20 protein-coding genes, 1 tRNA gene, 1 pseudogene and 1 riboswitch are annotated in these 23,227 nt (G+C 55.5%); of the genes and pseudogenes, 8 read left to right on the forward strand and 14 right to left on the reverse strand.

Going from position 1 to position 23,227, the window contains the following annotated elements; all coding sequences use genetic code 11:
• Positions 1 to 52 precede the first annotated feature (52 nt).
• Positions 53 to 247: pseudogene (locus GBK02_RS17070) on the reverse strand (hypothetical protein); the annotation flags it as partial.
• A 161-nt stretch (positions 248 to 408) separates the two neighbouring features.
• Entirely contained in the window at positions 409 to 1,026 is a 618-nt protein-coding gene (locus GBK02_RS14190) for a ParA family protein (protein WP_203467268.1), read from the reverse strand.
• Between the two features lie 96 nt (positions 1,027 to 1,122).
• On the opposite strand from GBK02_RS14190, the gene GBK02_RS14195 reads away from it, so the two are divergent.
• A complete protein-coding gene (locus tag GBK02_RS14195; RefSeq protein WP_203467269.1) occupies positions 1,123 to 1,926 on the forward strand; it encodes an IclR family transcriptional regulator in 804 nt (267 codons plus the stop codon).
• Between the two features lie 310 nt (positions 1,927 to 2,236).
• Here GBK02_RS14195 and GBK02_RS14200 read toward each other — a convergent pair.
• Positions 2,237 to 2,360 (reverse strand) — tRNA-Ser (locus GBK02_RS14200).
• Between the two features lie 119 nt (positions 2,361 to 2,479).
• Here GBK02_RS14200 and GBK02_RS14205 point away from each other — a divergent pair.
• Positions 2,480 to 3,574 (forward strand): integrase family protein, encoded by a 1,095-nt coding sequence (locus GBK02_RS14205; RefSeq protein ID WP_203467270.1) that lies wholly within the window; start codon positions 2,480 to 2,482, stop codon positions 3,572 to 3,574.
• Positions 3,575 to 3,799: 225 nt separating this feature from the next.
• On the opposite strand, the gene GBK02_RS14210 is transcribed toward GBK02_RS14205, so the two are convergent.
• From GBK02_RS14210 to GBK02_RS14255, 10 genes are all read right to left on the reverse strand, one after another.
• Positions 3,800 to 3,952, reverse strand: a complete 153-nt coding sequence (locus GBK02_RS14210; protein ID WP_239003045.1) for a type II toxin-antitoxin system RelE/ParE family toxin — start codon at positions 3,950 to 3,952, stop codon at positions 3,800 to 3,802.
• Positions 3,953 to 4,100: 148 nt separating this feature from the next.
• Entirely contained in the window at positions 4,101 to 4,730 is a 630-nt protein-coding gene (gene flgB / locus GBK02_RS14215; protein WP_203467271.1) for a flagellar basal body rod protein FlgB, read from the reverse strand.
• Between the two features lie 136 nt (positions 4,731 to 4,866).
• A complete protein-coding gene (locus GBK02_RS14220) occupies positions 4,867 to 5,292 on the reverse strand; it encodes a hypothetical protein (protein ID WP_203467272.1) in 426 nt (141 codons plus the stop codon).
• A 28-nt stretch (positions 5,293 to 5,320) separates the two neighbouring features.
• On the reverse strand, positions 5,321 to 6,265 hold the full coding sequence (locus GBK02_RS14225; protein WP_203467273.1) for a cation diffusion facilitator family transporter: 945 nt from the start codon (positions 6,263 to 6,265) through the stop codon (positions 5,321 to 5,323).
• 230 nt (positions 6,266 to 6,495) lie between these two features.
• Positions 6,496 to 6,813 carry a zinc ribbon domain-containing protein gene (locus GBK02_RS17075; protein ID WP_371810492.1) on the reverse strand — a complete coding sequence of 106 codons (318 nt, stop codon included), beginning with the start codon at positions 6,811 to 6,813 and terminating at the stop codon, positions 6,496 to 6,498.
• A gap of 75 nt (positions 6,814 to 6,888) precedes the next feature.
• Positions 6,889 to 10,074, reverse strand: a complete 3,186-nt coding sequence (locus tag GBK02_RS14235; protein WP_203467275.1) for a CusA/CzcA family heavy metal efflux RND transporter — start codon at positions 10,072 to 10,074, stop codon at positions 6,889 to 6,891.
• Between the two features lie 16 nt (positions 10,075 to 10,090).
• Positions 10,091 to 11,692 (reverse strand): efflux RND transporter periplasmic adaptor subunit, encoded by a 1,602-nt coding sequence (locus GBK02_RS14240; protein ID WP_239003047.1) that lies wholly within the window; start codon positions 11,690 to 11,692, stop codon positions 10,091 to 10,093.
• 9 nt (positions 11,693 to 11,701) lie between these two features.
• Positions 11,702 to 13,024, reverse strand: coding sequence for a TolC family protein (locus GBK02_RS14245; RefSeq protein ID WP_203467276.1), 1,323 nt, complete (start codon positions 13,022 to 13,024; stop codon positions 11,702 to 11,704).
• 124 nt (positions 13,025 to 13,148) lie between these two features.
• Complete coding sequence (czcI, locus tag GBK02_RS14250; RefSeq protein WP_203467277.1) at positions 13,149 to 13,493, reverse strand: cation efflux protein, CzcI family; 345 nt, start codon at positions 13,491 to 13,493, stop codon at positions 13,149 to 13,151.
• A gap of 136 nt (positions 13,494 to 13,629) precedes the next feature.
• The gene (locus tag GBK02_RS14255) at positions 13,630 to 14,007 is read right to left on the reverse strand and encodes a hypothetical protein (protein ID WP_203467278.1); all 378 of its coding nucleotides are present in this window, start codon (positions 14,005 to 14,007) and stop codon (positions 13,630 to 13,632) included.
• A 145-nt stretch (positions 14,008 to 14,152) separates the two neighbouring features.
• On the opposite strand from GBK02_RS14255, the gene GBK02_RS14260 reads away from it, so the two are divergent.
• From GBK02_RS14260 to GBK02_RS14270, 3 genes are all read left to right on the forward strand, one after another.
• The gene (locus tag GBK02_RS14260; protein ID WP_203467279.1) at positions 14,153 to 14,836 is read left to right on the forward strand and encodes a heavy metal response regulator transcription factor; all 684 of its coding nucleotides are present in this window, start codon (positions 14,153 to 14,155) and stop codon (positions 14,834 to 14,836) included.
• Complete coding sequence (locus GBK02_RS14265; RefSeq protein ID WP_203467280.1) at positions 14,833 to 16,167, forward strand: heavy metal sensor histidine kinase; 1,335 nt, start codon at positions 14,833 to 14,835, stop codon at positions 16,165 to 16,167. The genes GBK02_RS14260 and GBK02_RS14265 overlap by 4 nt, the downstream gene beginning before the upstream one ends.
• A 72-nt stretch (positions 16,168 to 16,239) precedes the next feature.
• A riboswitch (cobalamin riboswitch) is annotated at positions 16,240 to 16,432 on the forward strand.
• Between the two features lie 114 nt (positions 16,433 to 16,546).
• Entirely contained in the window at positions 16,547 to 18,001 is a 1,455-nt protein-coding gene (locus GBK02_RS14270; protein ID WP_203467281.1) for a carbohydrate porin, read from the forward strand.
• 43 nt (positions 18,002 to 18,044) lie between these two features.
• Here GBK02_RS14270 and GBK02_RS14275 read toward each other — a convergent pair whose 3' ends face one another.
• Positions 18,045 to 18,188: a hypothetical protein gene (locus GBK02_RS14275; protein WP_203467282.1), complete on the reverse strand. Its 144-nt coding sequence runs from the start codon at positions 18,186 to 18,188 to the stop codon at positions 18,045 to 18,047.
• On the opposite strand from GBK02_RS14275, the gene GBK02_RS14280 reads away from it, so the two are divergent.
• The 3 genes from GBK02_RS14280 (at position 18,187) to GBK02_RS14290 (ending at position 23,219) form a co-directional block, all read left to right on the forward strand.
• Entirely contained in the window at positions 18,187 to 19,263 is a 1,077-nt protein-coding gene (locus GBK02_RS14280; protein WP_203467283.1) for a beta-propeller fold lactonase family protein, read from the forward strand. The genes GBK02_RS14275 and GBK02_RS14280 overlap by 2 nt on opposite strands.
• 85 nt (positions 19,264 to 19,348) lie before the next feature.
• The gene (locus tag GBK02_RS14285) at positions 19,349 to 20,059 is read left to right on the forward strand and encodes a hypothetical protein (RefSeq protein ID WP_203467284.1); all 711 of its coding nucleotides are present in this window, start codon (positions 19,349 to 19,351) and stop codon (positions 20,057 to 20,059) included.
• On the forward strand, positions 20,040 to 23,219 hold the full coding sequence (locus GBK02_RS14290) for an efflux RND transporter permease subunit (protein WP_203467285.1): 3,180 nt from the start codon (positions 20,040 to 20,042) through the stop codon (positions 23,217 to 23,219). Before GBK02_RS14285 ends, GBK02_RS14290 begins: the two co-directional genes overlap by 20 nt.
• The last annotated feature ends 8 nt before the right edge of the window (positions 23,220 to 23,227 follow it).

A 23,227-nucleotide genomic window follows, 5' to 3' on the forward strand; every position in this document is an offset into this window, starting at 1 on the left:
TTGCCAGGTTCTGGGCTTGCGTCGTTGTCAGCGCAGCGATTTGCTCGGTCGTCAGCCCCAGCGAAACCTGATCCGTCGTCAAGGCGGCCAGGTCACGGGTTTCAATCGCCTGGATTTGCTCAGTCGTCAGCGCCGCAAGTTGCGCAGTGGAAAGTGCGATGTAATCCGCAGATCCCAAAGACACAATTTGCGTAGTGGTCAGCGCAGCAATTTGCGCGGTGGTCATGCCGATGACGATTGAGGCCATGATGCTTCCCCTTGGGAATATTCTGCTGAAAACGGTGGGAACTACACGGCGGCTGCCCAAAAATAAAAAACAGCCGCACCCTGGATGGGTCAACGGCTGTTCTTTTTAAAACTTTAGGGACTTATCGAAAAAATGTCGATTCGCCCGTTTTCAATCTGTGGTCAGGCTTGCAGCCACTCCAGCAGAGGTTCCCACTGTGCCACATCTCGCTTGTGTTTGGCACGCGGCGGATCAAAAACAGTCATGCCTTGCGAAGCAACATTGACATAGTTCTGCGTATTGCGGAGGTAACCGAGAATGGGAATATCAAAGTGCTTCATGTACTCCTCAAGCATCCCGGCTGCCTTGGTCCGCGGATCAACCCGCATGGCAACAATCCCGATGCTCTGACGGCGGCCACGCATCTCGTTGCGAATCGAATTCAGGAAATCTTCTGTCGCCGCCATGTCGAATACAGAAGGAACCAGCGGAACGATGACCTTATCCACCACACGCAGATAATCTGACAGCTTGTATCCCTGCAATCCGGCCGGCGCATCAAGCACCACCCAATCCGACTCCTTCGGCAGATTGAGAACGATCTGCCCGCCACCGAAATAACCGGTCACCTGCGGCAAGGCCGGGTCGCGAAACGCCATCCAGCGCAATGACGACTGCTGGCGATCCAGATCGCACAGCGTTACGGTTTTATTCTGGTTGGCAAACGCGCCCGACAAATTTGTCGCCAACGTCGTTTTACCCGCCCCCCCCTTGGGGTTTGCCACCAACACTGCTCGCATCGAAGCCTCCCGGACTATTTTCCCCAATATTATATTCGTCACCGCAAGCCGGGCCTACATGCATAGAATAGAGGTTTTCAGGATCAAGGCTTAATCATGGTCACCAAAGTCGCCAGCGACCGGCAGGGAATTCAGTCAATCGAGGTTGGTTTTCGCCTGCTGCACGTGATCGCGGCAAACAATCGCCCGATGATGTTGCGCGACATCGCCAAAGGGGCCGGCATGCCTGCAGCCAAAGCCCATCGCTACATGGTCAGTTTCATGCGTATCGGACTGGTCGAACAGGATAGCGGTAGCGGACGTTACGATCTGGGCGCCTACGCGCTGGAACTGGGCCTCTCGGGCCTCGGACGACTGGACCCGGTGCGCCTCGCCGTTCCGTTCCTGGAAGAACTATGCGAAACCGTCCAGGAAACCGTCGCACTTGCCGTATGGGGAACACATGGCGCAACCATCGTGCGCATCGCCGATGCCGGCGGACCAGTGACCGTCACCCTGCGTGCCGGCACCGTGCTGCCGCTCTACAACTCGGCCACCGGGCGTGCTTTTGCCGCTTTCCACCGCTCCCCTTACCTCAAAAAATTCCTCGACAAGGAACTCGATGAGGCCTCAGGAGCAAGCAAAGTAGCGATCACCACCCTGCGCCGCCAACTTGAAAAGAATCTGACCGAAATTCGTGAAAAAGGCATTTCACGCGCCACCGGCAGCCTCACCCCCGGGATCAATGGCTTCAGCGCCCCGGTGTATGACCACTCCGGTCAAATGGTTGCGGCAATCACCTCGCTCGGCCCGGTTGGAGAATTCAATGTCGAATGGGACAGCCCGGTTGCCAGCGCCATGCTGAAAGCAAGCCAGGGACTCTCTCAGCGCCTTGGATTTTTGAGCCAGGAAAAACAGTAAGACAGCCGAAGCACCTTGCAATATCAGCAAAAAGCCAGGGCCAGCAGGGCGGGATCATCGAGCAGATTCAGCGAGACATATCCCGCCCAGCGATAGATAACTGCCGAAAGCTGCACAGTCCAATCTTCCATGCCCTGAATCATATCTTCCTCAACAATCAGACAGCCCAGAACGCCCCAAGCCGCCTAATTGCAAGCTCGTGTAAATTGCATTTTCGATGCTCGCGGCGCCGGTTATCATCATGCAGCACAAAAAAACCTGCGACAACAAAAAGGCCACTCCGAAGAATGGCCTAACTGTTTGATTTTGCTGGTGCCCCCGAACGGAATCGAACCATTACCTGATGATTACAAATCATCAAAAACAGATGATTATCAGCGTTGATACAGATTGCCGCCAGCAAACAAAAAGCCTTACACCCCTTGCCAATAGGCGATTTAAGCCAATCAACAGATTGCTTTATGTTGATCTGAGTTGATACACTCGGGAGCAATGGCGGAGCAATGGATTTAACACACCACTCCATTGCTCCCGATCTCCAAGGGGTATCGTCATGGCTCGCAATACAGAACGACTGCATCTAACGCTTGAACGCATCCGCAAACTGCAACCGCCATCTGGAAACCAAGCGACCTACGCCTTTGACGACGACCCGAAGCAGCTTTGCGTTCGCATCACTCCTGCCGGAGCAAAGTCGTTCGTCTATGCCGGAAAACTGAACGGTACGCCACTCCGCATCACCATCGGATCAACCAATGTATGGAACTTGGACGATGCACGCGAAGCTGCACGCCGACTGCAAACGCAGATCGACAAGGGAATCGACCCAAGAGAAGTTGAGCGAGAGAAGACAGCGGCCAAAGCCGCCGCAATCGCTGCCAAAGAAGCCGAGCGAACTGCAGCTGAGGATAAAAAGCAATACACCCTAGAATCCCTTTGCAATGCTTACTGCGATCACCTCAAAACCAGAGGTAAGGCAGACAGCGCACGACAAGCCGGTTCAATCCTGAAGGTGCATGTATTCGAGGCGTTCCCTGACATCGCCTCCCTTCCTGCCTCCGAGATCGATTCAGACCACGCGGCCACCTTGATTCGGAAAGTTATAGAGCAAGGCAAGGAGCGAACTGCCGGGGTACTTCGCAGCTATCTATCAGCCGCATTCAACGCCGCAAGGAAGGCGCGGTTTGATGCCAAGTTGCCGTCTATCTTTATTGCCTACGGCGTGAAGGACAACCCCGCTGAAATCATTGCCACCATCGCCGTGAAACGCGGCAATCGAACGTTGAACGCTGGCGAACTGAAATCCTACATGGAGGCACTATCAGAAAATGACCTATCCGATCAGGCTCTGAAGCTAGACCTTTTCTCTGGCGGACAACGTATGGCTCAATTACTTCGCGCAAAGATAAGTGACTACGACAGGGACAGTAAGATTTTGCGCATCTGGGATGGCAAGGGTAAGCGCACTGCTCCCCGTGAACACCTGCTTCCCCTGGGACCAATTGCCAGTTCCATTGTAGAGAAGCTGATTTTGCGAGCCAATGAACTAGAAAGAGCTAACGCCATCACGGAAGGTCGCAAGCCAATCCGCTTCGCAACAAGAGTCGCCTTAACGCCGCCCTTCAAGTACTCATTTGGCGTTGCGTAGCCCAACTTCAAAAGCAAGGAAAAACGCTGTTCATCGTTTTGAATCCCCACTATTTCCTTGGGCAAGGCGGCAACGGCCAGACTCTTTGACCTCGGGTCATAAACCCAGCCAATGCTGATTGTCAGCATCGAACCATCTGCTAAACCCGATATTTCCGCTACTTGTAGCGGAAATATCGGGAATCGCATCATATCTTTTCAAGGATCGCCCCGTATTCGAGGGGAGTCAGCGCCCCTCGGCGGCCTTGTAGACTGCGTTTTTGTCGCGCTTGCCTACCGCGACGACCAGCACGACCAATCGACCATCCAGGACTTCGTAGACGAGTCGGTAGCCGATACTGCGCAATTTGATCTTGTAGCGATCAGGGTGCCCCGACAACTTGGCGGAGGGTACGAAATGGAAGATTTTCTTCCTGACAATTTCTGCCCAAAGGCTTTCAAAAACGTGACTCAGGGGTTTGTCGTTCCGTTAGGTAATGCCGCGGGATTGAAAAATGAAACGAGACCGACACACAAAAGCCCCCCTGTTATTTCAGTGATTGAAATAGCTCTTTCATGTGCTTGAACTCACCACCAACCCGGTCAAGGGAGAATTGATACATCAATGAGTTCTCTGCAAATTTCTGGCGCTCAACATCCATTTCAACGGTATTTCCGTCAGCCGCAGCCTGAGAAGGAACGTGATATTTCAGGCTTACGGGTGGCGACTGCCAAGAAGAATTGCCCTTCGAATGTCCCGGCGAGGAGGCGTTCAATTGAAGAGGAGGAGATTGCTCGCCACCAGCGGCCTCAGCAATATCAATATCCATCGCTTTGTAGCCAGGGGTGTCAGCGTTGGCGATATTAGACGCAAGAATTTGCTGCCTATAGGCCCTTATTCCGAGCATTTTTTGTTGGAAATCCTCGTTTTTCTTGCCTAAGCCGTTCTCGTTCGCTGGTAAGTGAGATGAATGGGTTGTGCCAAGAGTCAATTTCCCGGCGGGGTCGAGATTGTCGCTTGAGGCAACATTGGCAGCCGCCGAACGTGCGACGGCGTTTTCAAGGATGCTAGAAAATGTTGCCGAGCTTTGAGTTTCACCTGCGTCGGAGATGCGAGGCGCTGCATTTCCAATAAATCCCCCCGGCCTTACCGGGAACAAAGCTGAAATCTCAGACATAGAAACTCGTTAAATGAAATGCGGCCGTGGGAGCTATTGGCTGTGTCCGATTTCCTAAGGGGTACCGCCCACGCATTGCACTGCCCCCTTGCCTGGGCTGTCAGTGAACGAATGGACGGTAAGGTGAGCATCTCGCCTAATTCAGGACGAAACGAACACTCTGGCCAGGCTTGTCGCCGAGCTTGACTATGGCAACAGCCTTTGTGGCGGCTTGGATCTTGAAGGCTCCTTGGGCACGCAACTGGTTACTTCCAGCTGGCAGCAATTTGGCTTCGGTCTTGTCTGATGCAGACAGCAGCGTTATGGTAGCTGACGCATTCTGGGTATCGACAGGCTGGTCGTGATCGGTCACGTAGAGCGTGAGGGAATCTGCCTTCGCCACCAACTCGTAGTTGATGTCCTTGATGACCGATACGACGCCACCATGCTGCGGTTTGGCGTCATGGGTGTGGGCCTGGCCCGGTTTCTCTTTGTGGGCATGGTCCTTATGGTCGTCCGCAGCGGATGCCAGATTGACGAAGCAAGCAAAGAGTAAAGCAGAGAGTGCCGTGGAAGGTTCCATTGGAACTCCATGTCAGTTGATAAATCGGTTAATGGAAATTTGGCTTATCGTCGTGCTCGGATGTGCTGCTGACGTAGGTGCAGCCTTCCGGTTGGTGCGCACAGGGTTTTGTTTCGCACTGCAGCGTCGTGTGGACCACCTTGAAGCGGTTGGCCAACACCGTCTCTAAGGCGGGCATCAGAGCGTCCTCGGGGGAGTAGGTCTGGTCGTAAACCACATGCGCGGTCAGGCTGGTTTTGCCGGTCGTTATCGCCCAGAGATGCAGGTCATGGATGCCGAGTACGCCTGGTACGGCTAGCATGGCCTGCTCCACCTCTCCTAAGTCGATGCCCTCGGGCACGCCTTCGAGCAGGATGTTCAGACTGTCCTTCAGTAAGATCCAGGTGCGTGGCAAAACCCAGAGGCCAATGGCTACAGCCACAAGTGGATCTACCCAGGACCAGCCGGTTAGCTGAATCACCACCGCGCCCACGATCACGCCGATGGACCCCAGAAGGTCGCTCCACACTTCGAGATAGGCACCCTTCACGTTGAGGCTATCTGACTGTCCCCCGCTCAGTAGGCGGATGCTGATCAGATTGACGATGAGGCCGATACTGGCGACCACGAGCATCCCAACCGAATGGATTTCGGGCGGGGAGGTGAATCGTAGGTAGGCCTCAACCAGGATGTAGAGCGCCACGGCAAACAGCAGCAAGGCATTGAAGGCTGCCGCCAGAATCTCAAAGCGGTGGTAGCCATAGGTTCGCCGGCGATCGGCCGGGCGCCGGGCAATGCGAATGGCCGCCAATGCGATGGCGAGCGCGGCAGCATCGGTCAACATGTGCGCGGCATCCGAGATGAGAGCCAAGCTGCCGGTCAGTACGCCGCCAATGACTTCGGCAATCAGGAAACTGCCAGTCAGAGCCAGGGCAAAGCGCAGGGCACGTTCATTCTCGGTGCTCGGGAGCGCGTGGGTGTGACTCGTACTCATGCGGCCCTTCCTTTATCGTTATGGCATCGCTTCAGTTTCTGTTTCGTCGTCTGGAGACGACGCCAAAGGTTTTCTGAAAATTTTGGTGCCTTGCCGCGTCTGCCTTCCCGCCAGCAAACCCATCCGTAAAGTGCCAAAAAGGTGAAGATCATCCCCAAGGTAAGCATGAGGAACTGGAACTCAAGGTGGCTGTGGACCATGTGCTTAAACATGTGAGGAAGGCACCAAGCTCATGGCTGCTGCGCCTTGCCGCAATTCGGGCAAAACTTAGTACCCGGGGCGAGGTTCGCATTGCAGTCCGCACAATTGCCGGGCACCAAGGCTGTGCCACATTGGGCGCAGTAGCGTCCCCCAGGGTTGGTCGCAGAGCCGCACTTCGGGCATGGGGGGCCACCGGCAGCGCTATTGGTGGGGGGCGCTGAATTTGAGGGATAACTATTTCCCCAGCCATGATGGCCGCCATTCCAGTCACCGCCGTGATGGCCTCCGCCATGCGAACCAGCGACTCCTCGCAAGAGTTTTTCAAAGAATCCCATAACAGCCTCCATATTTGAGTGAATAAATACGTGACCGACGGTTTATGCCGAATCTGGCACAGAGCCCCCGGTCACGAACGGAAAACGCTAGGCCTCAGATGGCTGGTCTGTTGATTTCGTGAAGTCCTCCTCATCGGCATCTTTGCCGTGAGCAAGGCGATATAGAAGCGGCAACACGAGAAGCGTCAGCGCCGTCGACGACAGGATTCCACCAATCACCACGGTAGCCAGCGGGCGTTGGACTTCCGCACCAGTACCTGTCGCAATGGCCATGGGGACAAAACCGAGCGAAGCGACCAATGCCGTCATCAGCACAGGACGCAGTCGAGTCAGCGCCCCTTCGTGAATGGCATCGTCCAGAGAGCGCCCTTCTTCTCGCAAATTGCGGATGAAGGAAATCATCACCAGACCGTTCAGCACCGCCACGCCGGACAAGGCGATAAAACCGATGCCTGCCGAGATCGAGAGCGGAATATCCCTTAACCAGAGAGCCACGACGCCGCCTGTCAGCGCAAACGGAATGCCGGTAAACACCAGCAACCCATCTTTCACGTTCCCGAACATCGCGAACAGCAGCGTGAATACCAACAGCAACGCCACGGGCACCACGATCTTGAGGCGTTTCGAGGCCGATTCCAGTTGTTCGAAAGTTCCGCCCCAAGCCGTCCAGTAGCCGCTTGGAATCTTGACCTCCGCTAGACGACTCTGAGCCTCGCCAACAAAGGAGCCGATATCTCGTCCCCGAACATTGGCGCTAACAACAATACGACGCTTGCCGTTTTCCCGACTGACCTGGTTCGGCCCCGGTGCAATCTCAAGACTGGCGACTTCCCCCAATGGGATATAGGTCGTACGTACATCAAGCCCATTCCCAGCAGAAGCCCCCTTCGGCAAAGCTATCGGCAAACGCTTTAGCGATTCGAGTTCCGAACGCAGGTTATCCGGCAATCGCACGACAATATCGAAGCGTCGGTCACCTTCAAACATGGTTCCAGCTTCTCGACCACCAATCGCTGTCGAGATTGCATCCTGGACATCACCAATATTGAGTCCATAGCGCGCCGTTTTCTCCCGGTCAATATTCACGGTCAGCATAGGCAAGCCCGTCGTCTGCTCGATCTTGACCTCGGAAGCGCCCGGGATTTTTTCCAACACAGCAGAAATTTTGCTGGCCGTATCGTTCATTACATCCATGTCGTCACCGAATATTTTGATGGCAACATCGCTGCGTACCCCGGAGATCAGCTCATTGAAGCGCAACTGGATCGGTTGGGAAAACTCATAGCTATTTCCCGGCAGTTTTCCAACGGTTTTTTGGATAGCGGCCAGCAGTTCGTCCCGAGATTTCCGTGGCTCTGGCCATTCCGCTTCGGGTTTCAACATGATGTAGCCATCCGAAATATTGGGTGGCATCGGATCTGAGGCAATTTCGGCCGTTCCTGTTCTCGCGAAAATCCTGTCGATTTCCGGATACTCCGCCTTGAGCCCCTTTTCCAACTGTTGCTGCATGGCTACTGACTGCGAAAGGCTGGTTCCAGGAATTCGCAGTGCCTGAATCGCGAAGTCGCCTTCGTTCAGGCTCGGTACGAATTCGCTCCCCATGCGCGTAGCGACCAAGCCTGAGAGAAGAACCATGACCGCCGTGAAGACAAGCACAACCGGCTTGTTCGCCATGACGCCAGCCAGAACTGGCTCATACCAGCGCTTGGCTGCCCGCATCAGGAAGTTTTCCGTTTCATCCACCTTTTCACCGATGAACAGTGCAACGCCAGCGGGAATAAAGGTGACGGAGAGGATCATGGCACCTACGAGCGCGGTGACCACGGTGAAAGCCATGGGGTGGAACATTTTTCCTTCGACGCCGGTGAGCGCGAAGATAGGCAGATAGACGATCATGATGATGAGCTGACCGAATAGCAGCGCTCGGCGAGCCTCTTTCGAAGCGGTAAAGACTTCGTGGAAGCGTTCGGTCCGGGTCAATGGTCGTCCGTGATGTGCCTGGGCATGGGCCAAACGGCGAACACAGTTCTCTACGATGACGACTGCACCATCGATGATGATCCCGAAGTCAAGAGCGCCGAGGCTCATCAAGTTGGCACTAATCTGGTAGGTCACCATCCCCGTAAAGGTAAACAGCATGGAGAGTGGGATGACCATGGCGGTGATTACAGCCGCCCGCATGTTGCCGAGGAACAGGAACAGAATGACGATGACCAGGATCGCCCCTTCCAGAAGGTTCTTCTTGACGGTATTGATCGCTTTGTCCACCAGGACGGTACGGTCATAGACTGTCACTGCCTTGATGCCTTCCGGCAGATTGCGGTTGATTTCGACCATTTTCTGGTCGACCGCCCGTGAGACGGTGCGACTGTTCTCGCCAATCAACATGAACACGGTACCCAGAACGACCTCACGCCCGTTGTCAGTGGCGGCACCAGTACGTAGCTCGCGACCGATGCCAACATCGGCCACGTCGCGGATACGGATCGGCACGCCCTGGACATTGCCCAGGATGACGTTACGAATATCCTCGATGCTACGCACTTGGCCAGGAGCACGAATCAGATACTGTTCGCCGCGCTTCTCGATATAACCGGCGCCGACGTTGCTGTTGTTGCGGTCGATGGCGATTACCACGTCCTGAAGTGTCAGGCCGTAGGAAGCCAGCTTTTCCGGGCTGGGTGCTACCTGATACTCTTTGGCAAAGCCACCAATCGAGTTGATTTCAGTCACGCCTGTCACGTTGCGCAGTTGCGGCTTGATGATCCAATCCTGTATTTCGCGCAAATCAGTCGGTGTGTAGGGAGTGCCATCCGGCTTTTTGGCGCCGTCCTCTGCTTCTACCGTCCAGAGATAGATTTCACCCAGGCCAGTAGAGATGGGCCCCATTGCCGGCGCTATTCCGGCAGGGAGTTTTTCCCTGGCTTCCTGAATCCGCTGATTGACCAGTTGGCGGGCAAAATAGATGTCCGTTCCATCCTTGAAAATCACCGAAACCTGCGACAACCCGTAACGCGACAGGGAGCGAGTCTGCTCCAGGTGAGGTAGGCCGGCCATGACTGTCTCGACCGGAAAGGTCACTCGCTGCTCGACTTCGAGCGGCGAATAGCCCGGCGCTGCCGTATTGATCTGCACTTGGACATTCGTGATATCGGGTACGGCGTCAATCGGCAGGCGCTGGTAGTTATAGACTCCCAAGCCAGCCATGCCGAGGACGGCCAATAAGACCAGCCAGCGGTGTTCGATGGCGAGGCGGATGATGCGTTCAAACATGTTGTTCTCCCTCGCCTTAGTGGCTGTGCTCGGCGCTACCCTTGCCGAGTTCCGACTTCAGGACGAAGCTGCCTGACGCTGCATAAGAGGTTCCTGCTTTCATTCCACTAACCACTTCGATGAATTTGCCATCCGAACGGCCCAAGGTCACCGGTTGCGCAACGAAACCGTCAGGGACCTTGATGAAAACGACGCTCTTGTCACCAATCGTCTGAATGGCGTCGGTTTGAACGCTGACTGGAACTTCGGCTTCACTGGAAACGACTTCGATATTCACGAACAATCCAGGACGCCAAGCCATCTTCGGGTTGGCCAAAGTGACCCGCGCTTTGGCCGTGCGCGTATCCTGTCCGAGCAATGCACCCACGTAGGAGATGCTGCCTTCGGCTTTCGAGTCGAAGGCAGTTGCCTTAACAACAACCTTTTCACCAACCCGGATGACGTTCAGATCTTTGGCAGGAACGACAATCTCCGCCCATACGGAAGACAAGTCGGAAATTGTGAAAATACTGGCATCTTCCTTGACTGCCTCGCCAAGTGCGATGTGTTTTTCCACGACCATTCCGTCGAAAGGTGCGCGGATTTCATAACGATTGAGACTGCCCGAAACCGTGGCACTGGCACCCAGCGCAATCAACTTTTGCTGGCTGTTAGCAACGGCGATTTCGGCTTCCCTTAAAGTTTGTTGGGCTTGCAGGTAGTCTTGCTCGGCAGAGATTTTTTCTTCCCAGAGCTTCTTCTCACGCTCATAGGTCGATTTGGCGAGCGAAAAACGCTTCTGCGCAGCCAGAAGTTCACTGCGTTGCTCCGAAAGGCCAGTGCTGGCGATCACAGCCAGAACCTGACCGCGCTTGACTGTTTGCCCCAGATTGGCAGGAACACTCTCGACGACTCCGGCAAGACGGGGTACGACATGCGCGGTACGGTCCTCGTTAAACCGGATTTCGCCGGGAAGCTGAGCCGCTGTTTTGATTTTGGCGGGAGTGGCCTTCTGGATACCGATGGCAGCAGCTTTAACTTGCTCGTCCGTTAGCTCGATTTTTCCTTCTTCCCGGGTATCGATGAACAGGAATGGGGTGTTTCCCATTAGCACGGATATGGAGGCTTCGAACACATGCGGCTCTGCAATTTGGCTAGTACTCTTCAGGTAATCCTTCTCGGCTGTAAAGAAGACTTCCTGCTTCTCGCCGCTAGGTCGAGCCAGTGTTAGAGAGACTTTTGCTGCGGTTGGCGCAAGCGGCTTTCCTTGCTGGAACAACCAGACGCGGAAACCTGGCCCGCCACTATCTTCGGACAACAGCAACTCCAGACCAAAACCATCCTCGGAAAAAAGCTTGCCACCATGCGGCCCCGATTTTGGTTCATCCTCATGGTGCTCTGTATCTCCATGTTCTTTGGCATGGTCGTGTCCATCACCAGCTTTGCTGCCATGATGCTCGGCATCGGCATGCCCCTTGGCTTCGGCGTGGGCGTGTTCATGTTGTTCTCCAGTTGGCTTGGAGGCACTGCCCCCTAATATCCAAGTGCCCGCGACAATTCCTGTCGCCAAGATCACGGCAATGGCGATCCCTTGCTTTCTGGTGAGATTGAAGGTGTTCTTGTTAAATTTCATTTTCATGACGGGCTCCTACGGACGGCTGGGGACTGCAGATTGCATTGACTCGATGGAGCCCAAAATGCGCTCCAATTCGGCAGCGGTCCGATGAGCATCGGACAAACTTCTCAGGTATTGGGCTCTCGCCTGAAAGAAAGTACGTTGTGCATCCAATACCTCCAAAAAGCTGAACTTCCCCAATTCAAATCCTTTGCTGGCGGCCTCATAGGCGCTACGAGCCCCCGGCATGATTTCGCTTTGCAAGGCTTGTGCTTCAACAAGCAGCGCTTTTAGCCGCTCCTCGTTTTGTGTCACTTCAGTGCTCAAACGAACCTCGGTAACACTGAGCTCGTCCCGCGCCTTGTCGGCTCGACGCTGTGCCTCAAGCACATTGCCCTGATTACGGTCGAAGATCGGGAACGGAATTGAGAAACCCACAATGGTTTGGTTGCGCCCCAGCTCTTCAACCTTTTTGGATCCCAGGCTGACGGTAACGTCAGGAATCCCGCGAGAACGCTCCAAATCGGCGAGTGCTGAAAAGCGATCGACTTCATGGCGTGCGCGAAGAAGTGCCGGAGAAACGTTCAGGCGACGGGTGATTTCTTCGGTGGAGCGGACCGGCGGCAACATATCGGTGCGTCCTTCGGCCTGTTCGAAGCGCGGCGTCGAACTTCCCCAACTTGCGGCCAAACGTTTCCGGGCAATCACCAGTTCTCGTTGTGCCTGGTTCAACTCCACTCGTGCTGAGGCTTCCGCAACACGGGCTTTTGTTTCCTCAACCGGCGAGATCTTGCCGGCGGTCACACGTCGTGAAGCCGCCTGGCTGGCGCGCTGGGCTAGGCTGAGCAAGTCCTCGGCCTGTTGAATACGTTCCTGAGCAACCAGAACATCAAAAAAGGCCCCGATCACGGTGGCGCGTACCTCAAGGCTTTTGGCTGCTAGATCGGCTGCTGCTACATCTCGACCCCGCTCGGCAGATGCAATTCGGGCAGACCGCTTGCCACCAAGCTCGATCCGTTGGTTCAACTGGATCGTCGTGGTCCGCGTGGCCTTATTCTGTGTATCTTCAACTAAAGATGAAAATTCCGGATTGGGCAGAATGCCTGCTTGGATTACAGCCCCTTCGACTGCACGTAATTCATTGGCGGCAGCGGACAATTCCGGATTGGACGTTAATGCGAGATCAATCGCCGCCGAAAGGGTCAAGGTTCCAACCGGCTCCTTGGCAAGCGTAGGTGCGAACGTCGTCGAAGTCAGCCGGTCTTGCGACTGGGCATTGAGATGGGGGCTGGCCAACACCGTCAATCCGAACAGGGTTCGGAGCAGCAATGCGGTAGCGAAATTCCTTGGGTACATCCGATTCTCCAGTGATGAAATACACGTTGGGGAATCGGCGGGGCGCCAACTGACAAGCAGAATGGCACAGAGCGCGGCTCAGGCCGCAGCAAAAAGGTTTGGGAAAATACCCCAGCCCCGCCGATCAGGCGGAGATGGACCAGTTGGGGCGTTCGGGCTGGTCGCCAGGCGGTGAAGTCAACAACGGAACTGTCTGAAAAAGATCCTCAACGCCCTCGAATTCGGGCAGAGAACCGCTGAAGGCAGTCAACGCAGCAATACAGCCCGCATGACAGACACCGCAATCATTGTCCACATCAGAAATAGAACCTTTGGCAAGCTTCTCGCTGTCGTCTGTCTGATGCTTGTGGTCGTGGTGACCGAAGTGCTTCGCCGATCCCGTTTCGTGCTGGCAATAGGTCGCTGCCACCGCCCAGGAAATCTGGAGCGGCAAAACAATCAACAGGAAAATGGATAGCCAGCGACGCATGGGATGAATGGTAACAGAACAAAAGTGTGTTCAAACAACAAGTCTGCGGAGGTAACGTAGGGAAAGGCGGGGTGCGGATGACCAGGGTTTTCCTGGTCATCGTCCGATGGGCAACACATCAGTCCTCGGGGCGGAATTAACCGCCCAGGTACAACGCCTCGCGTTGCTTCTTTTCTTCCGGCGTCATTTGCATGGAAGGCGCGGGGGTGTTGTGCTGGAGTTTGTCGACGTGTTGCCATTTCCCATCGCGATAGGCATATTCGTGCGGAATCAGCACCCAGCCCTGATCGCCGCCAACATAGCGATACTGGCCGTCCGCACTTACTGGGTTGCGTTTGAAGTCATCGAGTTCCTGTTGCACTTGCTGGGCGGATTTGCTGCCCGAACCGTGCGCCGGGTAGAATTTTGTCGCACCCTCCGATGGGTTATGCATGACTGATTCGGCCAACACCTGGCCTGACAGTGCCAAACCGGCACAAAGAACGGGGATGGAAAGGGCTTGTTTGACGTTCATGATGGAACTCCTTCATTGATCTTTCGGTTCATCGGTTTTGTGGAATGCCGAACAACTGAACGGCATGGATGAACTATAAAAAATCAGCACTGACAGAACGCCAACAGGAAGTTTACAAAATTGACATCTTTCGATTCGGGACGAGATGAAGCTACTGGTTGTCGAAGATGAGCAAAAGCTTGCCCAATACCTGCAAAAGGGATTGGGTTCTGCAGGCTTTGTCGTTGACCTTGCCCATGACGGTGTAACCGGGCTCCACATGAGTCTGGAGTTCGATTACGCGGCCATCATCCTCGACTCCATGCTGCCCGGCATGGACGGACTTGCCTTGCTGGCTGCCTTGCGTACCAAAAAACAAACGCCGGTCTTGATGTTGACCGCGCTGGGTAAAGTGGAAGACCGGGTCAACGGTTTGCAGACGGGCGCCGACGACTATCTGGTCAAGCCGTTTGCCTTTTCGGAGCTGATCGCTCGAATCCAGGGACTGCTGCGCCGCTCGGCGCAGCATCAACCGGAAAGCACGTCGAACCGTCTGGCATTGCACGATCTTGAAATGGATCTGGCTCGCCGTAAGGTCTCCAGGAATGGTCAGCGTATCGACCTGAGTGCCAAGGAGTTCTTGCTGCTTTCTCTGTTTCTGAGGAAACAAGGCGAGGTGCTATCGCGTACCGAGATTGCCGAGCAGGTTTGGGATATGAATTTCGACAGCAACACCAATGTAGTCGAAGTTTCGATCAAGCGACTTCGCGCCAAAATGGATACACCCTTCGAGCTCCAACTACTGCACACCGTACGAGGCATGGGTTATGTCCTCGAAATGCGCGAATGAAACTTGGCAAACAGATTAACCCGACGCTGAGTGGTCGCCTTGTACGCTGGCTCGCCTCACTAAGTTTGGGTGTCCTTGGATGTTTGTGTCTCGGAGTATTTTTCTCGGTCAAAATCAATCTTGAGTCACAACAGGATCTACGCCTTGAAAAGCTCAGTACGGCAATTCAGCACCTGTTTGAAGAAACGCCGGCACACCTGCAACCGGAAACACTGGAACATGACCTGGAAGATCTTCTGAAGATCAATCGGGACTTGCATCTCAAGTTGCTCGATAGATTGGGTGAGGCTCGTTTCATTTCGACGCCAAGTGCGTGGCCGTTAAAAGCGCGCTTTCACTCGCTTGCACTTCCCGACGGAGCTCCGAGGACAAATTTTGCCGTTGCCGAACTGGCGCTCGACACCGCGCCGGACGAGGCTATTCTGGATCGCCTCGCAGCCATTCTCTGGGGGGCTGCATTGATCGGCAGTGCTGCGATCACCGTGGGCGGTTACCTGCTCGTTTATTTTGGACTGGCCCCCATTCGGACACTGGCTGAGCAAACGCGCTGTCTCGCAATACTTTCCCTCGACAAACGGTTGGAAACTGAGGGGATTCCCGCCGAGCTACAAGTGCTTGTCGATCAGTTCAACGATTTGCTAAACCGACTGGAAAAAGCCTACCAGCAGCTCGAAGGATTCAATGCCGATGTAGCGCACGAATTGAGAACGCCGTTGGCGAGTATCATCGCTAGCAGTGAATTGGCTTTGCGTAGCAACGACAAGGATGAAAATCTGCGTGATTGCATCGGTGCGAATCTCGAAGAAATGCACAGGCTGTCGGGCATAGTGAATGACATGCTGTTCCTGTCGCAAGCCGACCGGGGTGCAAAAGCCCGGCGGAAACCCATTCAAAGCCTCGCCCAACTCTGCACTGAGGTGGCTGACTACTATGAAGCCGTGCTGATTGAGTCCGACCTTCAGTTGTCGATTGAAGGTGACGCTTCCGGCCTGTTCGATGCTGCACTGCTACGGCGCGTACTGTCCAATTTACTGAATAATGCAGCTCGATATGCCGATCACGGGAGTGCAATCGTGATCCGGATAACGCCGAAAACAGATGGACGACTTAAACTCTCGGTGATCAACCGAGGCAAACCGATTCCTGATGAAAGCCTGCCTCATATCTTCAATCGTTTTTACCGCGTAGACACGTCACGTAGCCACGGCCACCAAAATCACGGACTGGGCCTCGCCATCGTTAGCGCGATTGCGCGGATGCATGACGGGGAGGCATTCGCAATATCGGGGAGCGATGAAATCGAAATTGGTGTGTTGTTGACTTCTGGGTGAAGCCTGCCCCAATGCAGCAATGGCATATATAGTCGCTTTGCTGGATTTAGCTTAAGCTTTGCCTAGCTGATACAATCGAAAATTGTTCGCGGTGCCTGCTTGCCTTTTTGGCAGCGGGTGAAACGGGAAACAGGTCAAATGCCTGTGCTGCCCCCGCAACGGTAGGGAAGTGCGGAATCATCTCAAGGCCACTGGGTTCTATCCTGGGAAGGCGATGGTTCAAAACTCCTGAGCCCGGAGACCGGCCACGGACAATCAGCGGAAGCGTTGCGGGGATGCAACGGCCGGCGCGATTCCTATTGCCCCTGCTTTTCCCCGTTCCGTCTCCACCTTCGTCGATGACCGGCTGCGGGGACGCTCGCCGGAACAAGGGGCCATCATGCATCACCACCTCAAACGCACCGTCATTGCGGCTGCGTTGCTTTCAGCACTGCACTCCTACGCCGCAGAAATAACAACCCAACCAACGTCCGGCAAAACCGGCTCTGGGCGCAAAGCACTGCTTCAACGCATCGAAACGCTCGAAAAACAACTCGGCGAGATGCAGCAACTCATATTGTCTCAACAAGGCCAACCGAGCAAAAACACTCAGCCGACTGAACCCGTCGCCGGCAATAAAGTGGTCGTAGCACGTCTGAATGAAATGGAAGCACGACTGGCCACGGTAGAAACCACCACCGTTCTCTCCGAACCCAAAACGGCAGTAAAGCAGATTCAGGTCTACGTCGATGCCGATGGCAATCAATACGATCACCCCGTCGCGGGCGCAACCCCGACGCTGACCTATCAAAGGGAGCGCGTCTATCGGCGGCAAACCATACGCGAGGAAATCGAAGAGGCACTGGCGGCCGAAAAGAAAGGCAGCATCGAACTGGGCGTCAGCAATGTCACCACAGCACAAATGGCCTTGCAGACAGGAGGACCGTCATCACGGGCCAATCGTCATACCTATGGACTATCAGCGGCCGATGTGACCTTCCGGGCAAAATCGGCCGCACTGAATACCGAGTTCTTTGCCGACGTCGTCGGCATCGGCGGCTCCGCTCCTGACCAGGAAATTTCGGCCATCAATTTGCTCAACAGCCAAGCGGCTCGCCTCAGCAACAACCAGCTAAATCTACGTGAAGCGTGGATCAGAACCGAATTGCTCAATCAAAAATTGGGGTTGAGTGTCGGTCGTCTTGATCTGACCAACTATTTCGATCGTAACGTCGTGGCCAACGATGAAACGGAGCGCTTCATCAGCGACGCGCTGGTCAATAACCCGGTCCTCGGTTTGACAACGAACGGCCTTGGCTTCGCCGCAATCTACGACCCGAAGAGCAACATCAATTTCAAGCTGGGTATGCAGCAAAGCAGCACTGAAGCGACCAGTCTATCCACCTCGCTTTACTCGCTGGCGGAGGTGGAATATATCGCTCGGCCGCTTTCCTTGCCTGAAGGCCGTTATCGACTCTGGGGACGGCAAGACAACAGCACCGGCAGCAACAAGACCGGTGCCGGCGTCAGCTTCGACCAGAAGCTGACCTCGGCTGTGACCTTGTTCGGGCGTTACGGCAGCGGCTATGTCGGCAGTGTTGGCGGAACGATGAAGTTCTACAGCGGCGGCCTGGCCTTCCAGGCCCCCTACACCTTCAATCCGCTCGACATGTGGGGCGTCGGCTACGCACAAACCGACCTGTACAACGGCAACACGGAAAAACTGGCCGAAGGGTTCTACAACCTTCGTCTGGCAGATCACCTCTCCCTCTCATTCCTGCTGCAGTACGTCATGGAATCGAAGACGAAGGAAAGCTATCTGATTCCGGGTGTTCGCATGAAGGTCAGCTTCTAACGGAAATGCAAGGAGAACAAAAAATGTCGAAATCAAAGCTAAATCAGGTTATGGGTGTGCTCCTGGCTGCTGCCAGCCTGATGACAGTTTCATCATCAATGGCACAGATGAAACACACGCCCGGCATGTCGATGCCGGCCCCTTCATCCTCTTCAAAAGTGATTATCAGCGACCCAGCATCGGCCATGATGATTGTCGATCGCGACTCCAACGATATTGCATTCATGGATCTCAAGAGCCGCAAAATCCTGGGCCGAACCTTCCTCGGCAACAACGTTAACCCGCACATGGCGATGATGTCGCCTGACGGCCGCTACGTTGTCACCGGCGGTACCCGCGCCAACACCGCCTACGTCATCGATGCCCGTACGCTGGAACTGGTCAAAAAGATTCCGGTGGGAATCTCTCCCGAGCACTTCTCGTTCTCCCCGGATGGCCGCTATTACTACCAGGGAAATCCGGAGGGCGATTCGATTACCGTGATCGACATGGCGTCGCTCAGCGTGATCAAAACCATTGAAGGGCTGGCCGAGCCGCTCAACATTACCTTCACGCACGACGGCTCCAAGGCCTACGTCGGCAACTACGGGGCGCACTGGGTTGGCGTCATTGACGTCACACGCCACCAGTTGCTCAAGAAAATCCAGATTGCCAACGTACCCGGCATTTCGCGCCTCGATCCGGGCAAGTACCTGAAGGAGATCAAGGGCATCTCCATGCCCGCCATGAGTCTCGACAATCGCTACATCTATGCCGCCGATGGCGACCTGGGCGTGGTAGGCGTGATCGACACGCGTGAAGACAAGGTGGTCAAAGTCATCCGCGTCGGTCAAAACCCGTGGCGTATTTACATGGGGCATGACGGCAAGTACGCCATTACCGTCAATAACGGCGATGAGACCATATCGATCATCGATCTCCAGAGAAACGAAGTGGCCGCCACCCTGCCGGCGGGACCGGACATGACCGGCGTCAACTTTGCCGCGGGCAAGGCTTTCGTCATCAGCTCGACTACCGGCTTTGTCTATGTCTACAACATGAAAACCTTGAAGCCCGCAGGCCGGATCAAGATCGGCACCAACATTCAGTTGGAAACAGCGACCACCGACTTGGCCGACGAGAAGATCTATCTGGCGGCATCCACCGACCACTCCATCTACATCATTGACGGCAAGACGGAAGCAGTCGAGCGGATTCCCAATGTCGGCCTGTATCCATGGGGAACACACATCATGGATAGCAAAGACAATTATTGCCATTGACCTGAATGGTTTCCCGCAGTTGCCAACTGTGGGAAACCATCAAGCCAGAAATAGCTGATCCAGCTTCCTGAAAGAGAGAATAGCCATGCGTCGTTTTGTTTTTGTGAGTGCCGCATTCTGGTGTCTGTTACCGCCCCTCGCGCAAGGCGCGGACCTCCGTGAACGCATGCGGACGCAGGCTGATGGCATCAAGGTGACCGGAGCGCAAGCCAGTGATCTCACGCTGACCTTGACTGAGGCAGCCATGCGCCCCGTTCAGACCTGGATACGCACAGTGGGAACGATCGCTCAGGATGGTCAAAGCATCTCGGCGCAACTGCGTGCATCCGAGGCAGAAGGTGTGCAGATTGGGCAGCGAACACGCAACTTTGCAGCCAATGCCCGAACGCAAATGCATCAGGGCAAGGTCATCAAGGTCGCCCCACAGGCTGGCGGCCCTCTGGTGCTATCGACCTTGGCTGACCGAGGACACACACCCGGCACGCGCTATCTGATGGAGATCGTTGTTGAGCGCGGGCCGTATCTGTCGATTCCCAACGTCTCGATCATTGAAGAAGGCGGCAATCAACTCGCTTACATCGAAATGCAACCGGCAGGGAGTGGCATCTATGCGCCACGCGTGATCCAGACAGGCATCCAAGGGGAACAGTATACGGAGGTCAAGCAGGGGCTATTTGAAGGAGACCGCGTCGTTTCGATCGGCAGTTTTTTCGTCAATGCCGAAGACAAACTGAAAATGCCGCGGCAAGGCATTTGTACAACCATCGGACCCAGCAATGAACTTCACCATCATTGAAAGCGTCATCCGGCGCAAGGCCGCGGTCTTGCTGACGGTACTCGCCGCCGTGCTGCTGAGCGCCTATGCCATCCTGACGGCGCCGCTGGATGCGACTCCCGACATGTCCGATCCGCAAATCGTCCTCTATGCCAAGTGGGCACGCAGTCCGCAATTGCTGGAGTCCCAGGTCAGCACCCCGATCATCAAGTCCTTGGCCGGCACCCCGGGCATTCAATCAATCCGCAGTACCTCACACATGGGGTACTCCTTCATCTACATCATCCTTAAGGGCGAGTCGCAGCGCCCGGCCGTCCAGAAAGTCGTCGCCGACCGGCTGAATGCCATCCGCCCACAACTGCCCGTCGATGCCACGGTAACCCTCGGGCCGAACGCCAGCAGCATGGGCTGGATTTATCAATACGCAGTGGTTGATACCAGCGCCACACTGGATCTCCGTGACCTCCGTTTGCTGCACGAGAACCAGATCAAGCCGGGCCTGCAGACCGTGCCCGGTGTCGCCGAGGTGGCATCGGTCGGCGGTCTTGAGAAACAATACCAGTTCAAGGTTTTTCCGCCGCTACTGGCTGAGTCAGGCCTGTCACTCAAGCAAATCGTGACCTCCCTCCAGAACGCTTTTCAGCAAGCGGGCGGACGCACGATCGAAGTGACCAATCGCGACTACCAGATTCGCGGCATTGTCAGCTACGACAACATCGACCAGCTCGAACTGATGGTCGTCGGCTATCGACCGGACGGCAAGCCGGTTCGCCTGAAAGACATCGGTTATATCCAGGTCGGCTACGACCAGCGCCGCGGGGTGGCCGAGCTCGACGGCAAGGGCGAAGTGGTGGGCGGCATCGTCATCATGGAGCAGAAGCACAACGTGCTGGAAGTCACTCACGCCCTCGACCAGAAGCGGAAGGAAATCCAGGCCGGACTGCCGCCAGGCGTCGAACTCGTCACCACCTACGATCGTTCGGCACTGATCTGGGGGACGCTCGAGCACTTCCTGAGCACGCTGGGGTACGAACTCGTCGTCGTTATCGCGGTAATGCTTCTCTTCTTGCGCAATGCCCGCACTGCCGTTGCGCCGGTGGTCATCCTGCTGCTGGGCGTCGCCTTCACCTCGATCCCTCTGGCAGGATTTCACCAGACGATCAATCTCTTCTCGCTCGCCGGCCTGTTCATCGCGATCGGCGAAATGGTCGATGCGACGATCGTCATTGTCGAGAACTGCACGGCAGAACTGGCAGCGCGTCGCCGATCCAATGGCGAGCTCAGCGCAGCGGAAAAGCGAGCCGTCATCATCCATTCCATCGCCAACGTGGCGCGGCCCCTGCTGTTCTCGCTACTCATCATTCTCGTATCCTTCCTGCCGGTCTTCTTCCTGACCGAGAAGGAAGGCCGGCTGTTCGATCCGCTGGCCTACAGCAAGACCTTTGCCATGCTCTTTTCCACCTTGCTGACCATTTTCCTGTTGCCCATCATCATTGACTGGGTTTTTGGGAAGAGCACCAAAGTCTCCGGCCACGAAGGACATGCCGAATCGGGGTTGGCCCCCGCCTATCGTTACGCTATCGGCAAGGTCATCCGCTATCGCTACCTGTTCCTGGCGGGCAGCGTGGCGGCCATGGTCGGCGCGGTGCTGTTGCTGAGCCAGTTCCGGACGGATTTCATGCCGCAGATGGAAGAAGGCTCGGTGCTGTACATGCCGACGACGCTGCCCGGCGTGCCGGTGCGGGAAGCAGCCTGGATTCTGCAGCAGATGGACAAGAAACTCGCTGCCTTCCCCGAGGTCAAGCGCGTCTTCGGCAAACTTGGCCGCGCCGATACCTCGACTGACCCGGCACCGGTATCGATGATCGAAACGACCATTTCGCTCAAGCCTCAGAACGAGTGGCGCCCGGGGATGACGAAGGACAAGCTGGTCGCTGAAATGGACGCGGCGATGAAGGTCACCGGTTATGTGAATACCTGGGTACAACCGATCAGTGCCCGCGTGGCCATGCAGGACACGGGCATTCAAACGGCGGTCGGCATCAAGATCAAAGGCAGCGACATTGCCACGCTGGAGAAGCTCGGCCAGGACATCGAAGATCTGCTGCGGACGCTCCCGAAGACAAAATCGGTCATCGCTGAACGCATTTCATCAGGCTATTTTATCGACACGCAACTTGATCCGGTGCGCATGGCGCAGTTGGGCATGAGCGCCGATGAGGCGATGCTGACGGTGCGCTATGCCATCGGCGGGGATAACGTCGTTGCTATTAAAGACCAGAATAATCTGACCATCCCGCTCGCCCTGCAATATGCACCGGACTACATCGATACCCTGGAAAAAATCCGCAACACTCCGGTGATGGGATCAGGACAACACGCGGTGCCCCTGAAAGAGATCGCCGATGTGGCGGTGCGCAAGATGCCAGAGATGCTGCGCAACGAAAATGGTGCACAGACCGGGTACATCTATATCGACATTGGTAATGCCAGCGCCACCGACTACGTTGATAGCGCACAGCAGTTGCTCGCCAATCGTCTCGTGCTGCCGGCAGGCTATACCCTTGAATGGACCGGCGATCATCAGAACGTGGCCCGCTCGCATGCCCAACTCAAGATGATCGTACCGCTGACCGTGGCGATCATTTTTGTCTTGCTGGTCCTGGCGTTCCGCTCACTAACCGACAGCCTTGTCATCATGTTATCGATCCCGTTCGCCTTCGTTGGTGCCGTGGCACTCCAGTGGGGGCTAGGCTATTCAATGACCACCGCGGTGATCATCGGATACATCGCATTGTTCGCGGTCGCCATCCAGACGGGCATCATCATGATCATTTTCATCCGCCAGGCACTGAAGCGCAAAACCGAGGGCACCAGCTACATGACTGCGGTGATCGAAGGTTCGGTCGCTCGCTTGCGCCCCAAATTGATGACCGTCGCCTGCGCCACCCTGTCACTGCTGCCAGTTATGATTTTAAGCGGCCCCGGCATGGAAATCATGAAACCGATCGCGACACCCACCATCGGCGGCATGATCAGTTCATCCATCTACGTGCTATTTTTGATTCCCTGTTTGTTCGCAATTGGACAGGACATGAAGTGCTGGTGGCAACATCGTCCGCCATTGACGCTTCGCAACTTCTGGCGGTTGAAAACCTGGAAGCTGCGCGCATCCGACTAACCCAGGCA

This window comes from Dechloromonas sp. TW-R-39-2 (assembly GCF_016864195.1).
GTDB lineage: Bacteria > Pseudomonadota > Gammaproteobacteria > Burkholderiales > Rhodocyclaceae > Azonexus.

Excerpts from the sequence above, each read along its gene's own strand:
- czcI (WP_203467277.1), bottom strand. The coding sequence starts at position 13,493 with ATGCGTCGCTGGCTATCCATTTTCCTGTTGATTGTTTTGCCGCTCCAG.
- GBK02_RS14205 (WP_203467270.1), top strand. The coding sequence starts at position 2,480 with ATGGCTCGCAATACAGAACGACTGCATCTAACGCTTGAACGCATCCGC.
- GBK02_RS17075 (WP_371810492.1), bottom strand. The coding sequence starts at position 6,813 with ATGGAGGCTGTTATGGGATTCTTTGAAAAACTCTTGCGAGGAGTCGCT.
- GBK02_RS14220 (WP_203467272.1), bottom strand. The coding sequence starts at position 5,292 with ATGGAACCTTCCACGGCACTCTCTGCTTTACTCTTTGCTTGCTTCGTC.
- GBK02_RS14265 (WP_203467280.1), top strand. The coding sequence starts at position 14,833 with ATGAAACTTGGCAAACAGATTAACCCGACGCTGAGTGGTCGCCTTGTA.
- GBK02_RS14285 (WP_203467284.1), top strand. The coding sequence starts at position 19,349 with ATGCGTCGTTTTGTTTTTGTGAGTGCCGCATTCTGGTGTCTGTTACCG.
- GBK02_RS14195 (WP_203467269.1), top strand. The coding sequence starts at position 1,123 with ATGGTCACCAAAGTCGCCAGCGACCGGCAGGGAATTCAGTCAATCGAG.
- GBK02_RS14235 (WP_203467275.1), bottom strand. The coding sequence starts at position 10,074 with ATGTTTGAACGCATCATCCGCCTCGCCATCGAACACCGCTGGCTGGTC.
- flgB (WP_203467271.1), bottom strand. The coding sequence starts at position 4,730 with ATGTCTGAGATTTCAGCTTTGTTCCCGGTAAGGCCGGGGGGATTTATT.
- GBK02_RS14245 (WP_203467276.1), bottom strand. The coding sequence starts at position 13,024 with ATGTACCCAAGGAATTTCGCTACCGCATTGCTGCTCCGAACCCTGTTC.
- GBK02_RS14260 (WP_203467279.1), top strand. The coding sequence starts at position 14,153 with ATGAAGCTACTGGTTGTCGAAGATGAGCAAAAGCTTGCCCAATACCTG.
- GBK02_RS14225 (WP_203467273.1), bottom strand. The coding sequence starts at position 6,265 with ATGAGTACGAGTCACACCCACGCGCTCCCGAGCACCGAGAATGAACGT.
- GBK02_RS14240 (WP_239003047.1), bottom strand. The coding sequence starts at position 11,692 with ATGAAAATGAAATTTAACAAGAACACCTTCAATCTCACCAGAAAGCAA.
- GBK02_RS14190 (WP_203467268.1), bottom strand. The coding sequence starts at position 1,026 with ATGCGAGCAGTGTTGGTGGCAAACCCCAAGGGGGGGGCGGGTAAAACG.
- GBK02_RS14280 (WP_203467283.1), top strand. The coding sequence starts at position 18,187 with ATGATGATTGTCGATCGCGACTCCAACGATATTGCATTCATGGATCTC.
- GBK02_RS14270 (WP_203467281.1), top strand. The coding sequence starts at position 16,547 with ATGCATCACCACCTCAAACGCACCGTCATTGCGGCTGCGTTGCTTTCA.
- GBK02_RS14275 (WP_203467282.1), bottom strand. The coding sequence starts at position 18,188 with ATGGCCGATGCTGGGTCGCTGATAATCACTTTTGAAGAGGATGAAGGG.
- GBK02_RS14255 (WP_203467278.1), bottom strand. The coding sequence starts at position 14,007 with ATGAACGTCAAACAAGCCCTTTCCATCCCCGTTCTTTGTGCCGGTTTG.
- GBK02_RS14290 (WP_203467285.1), top strand. The coding sequence starts at position 20,040 with ATGAACTTCACCATCATTGAAAGCGTCATCCGGCGCAAGGCCGCGGTC.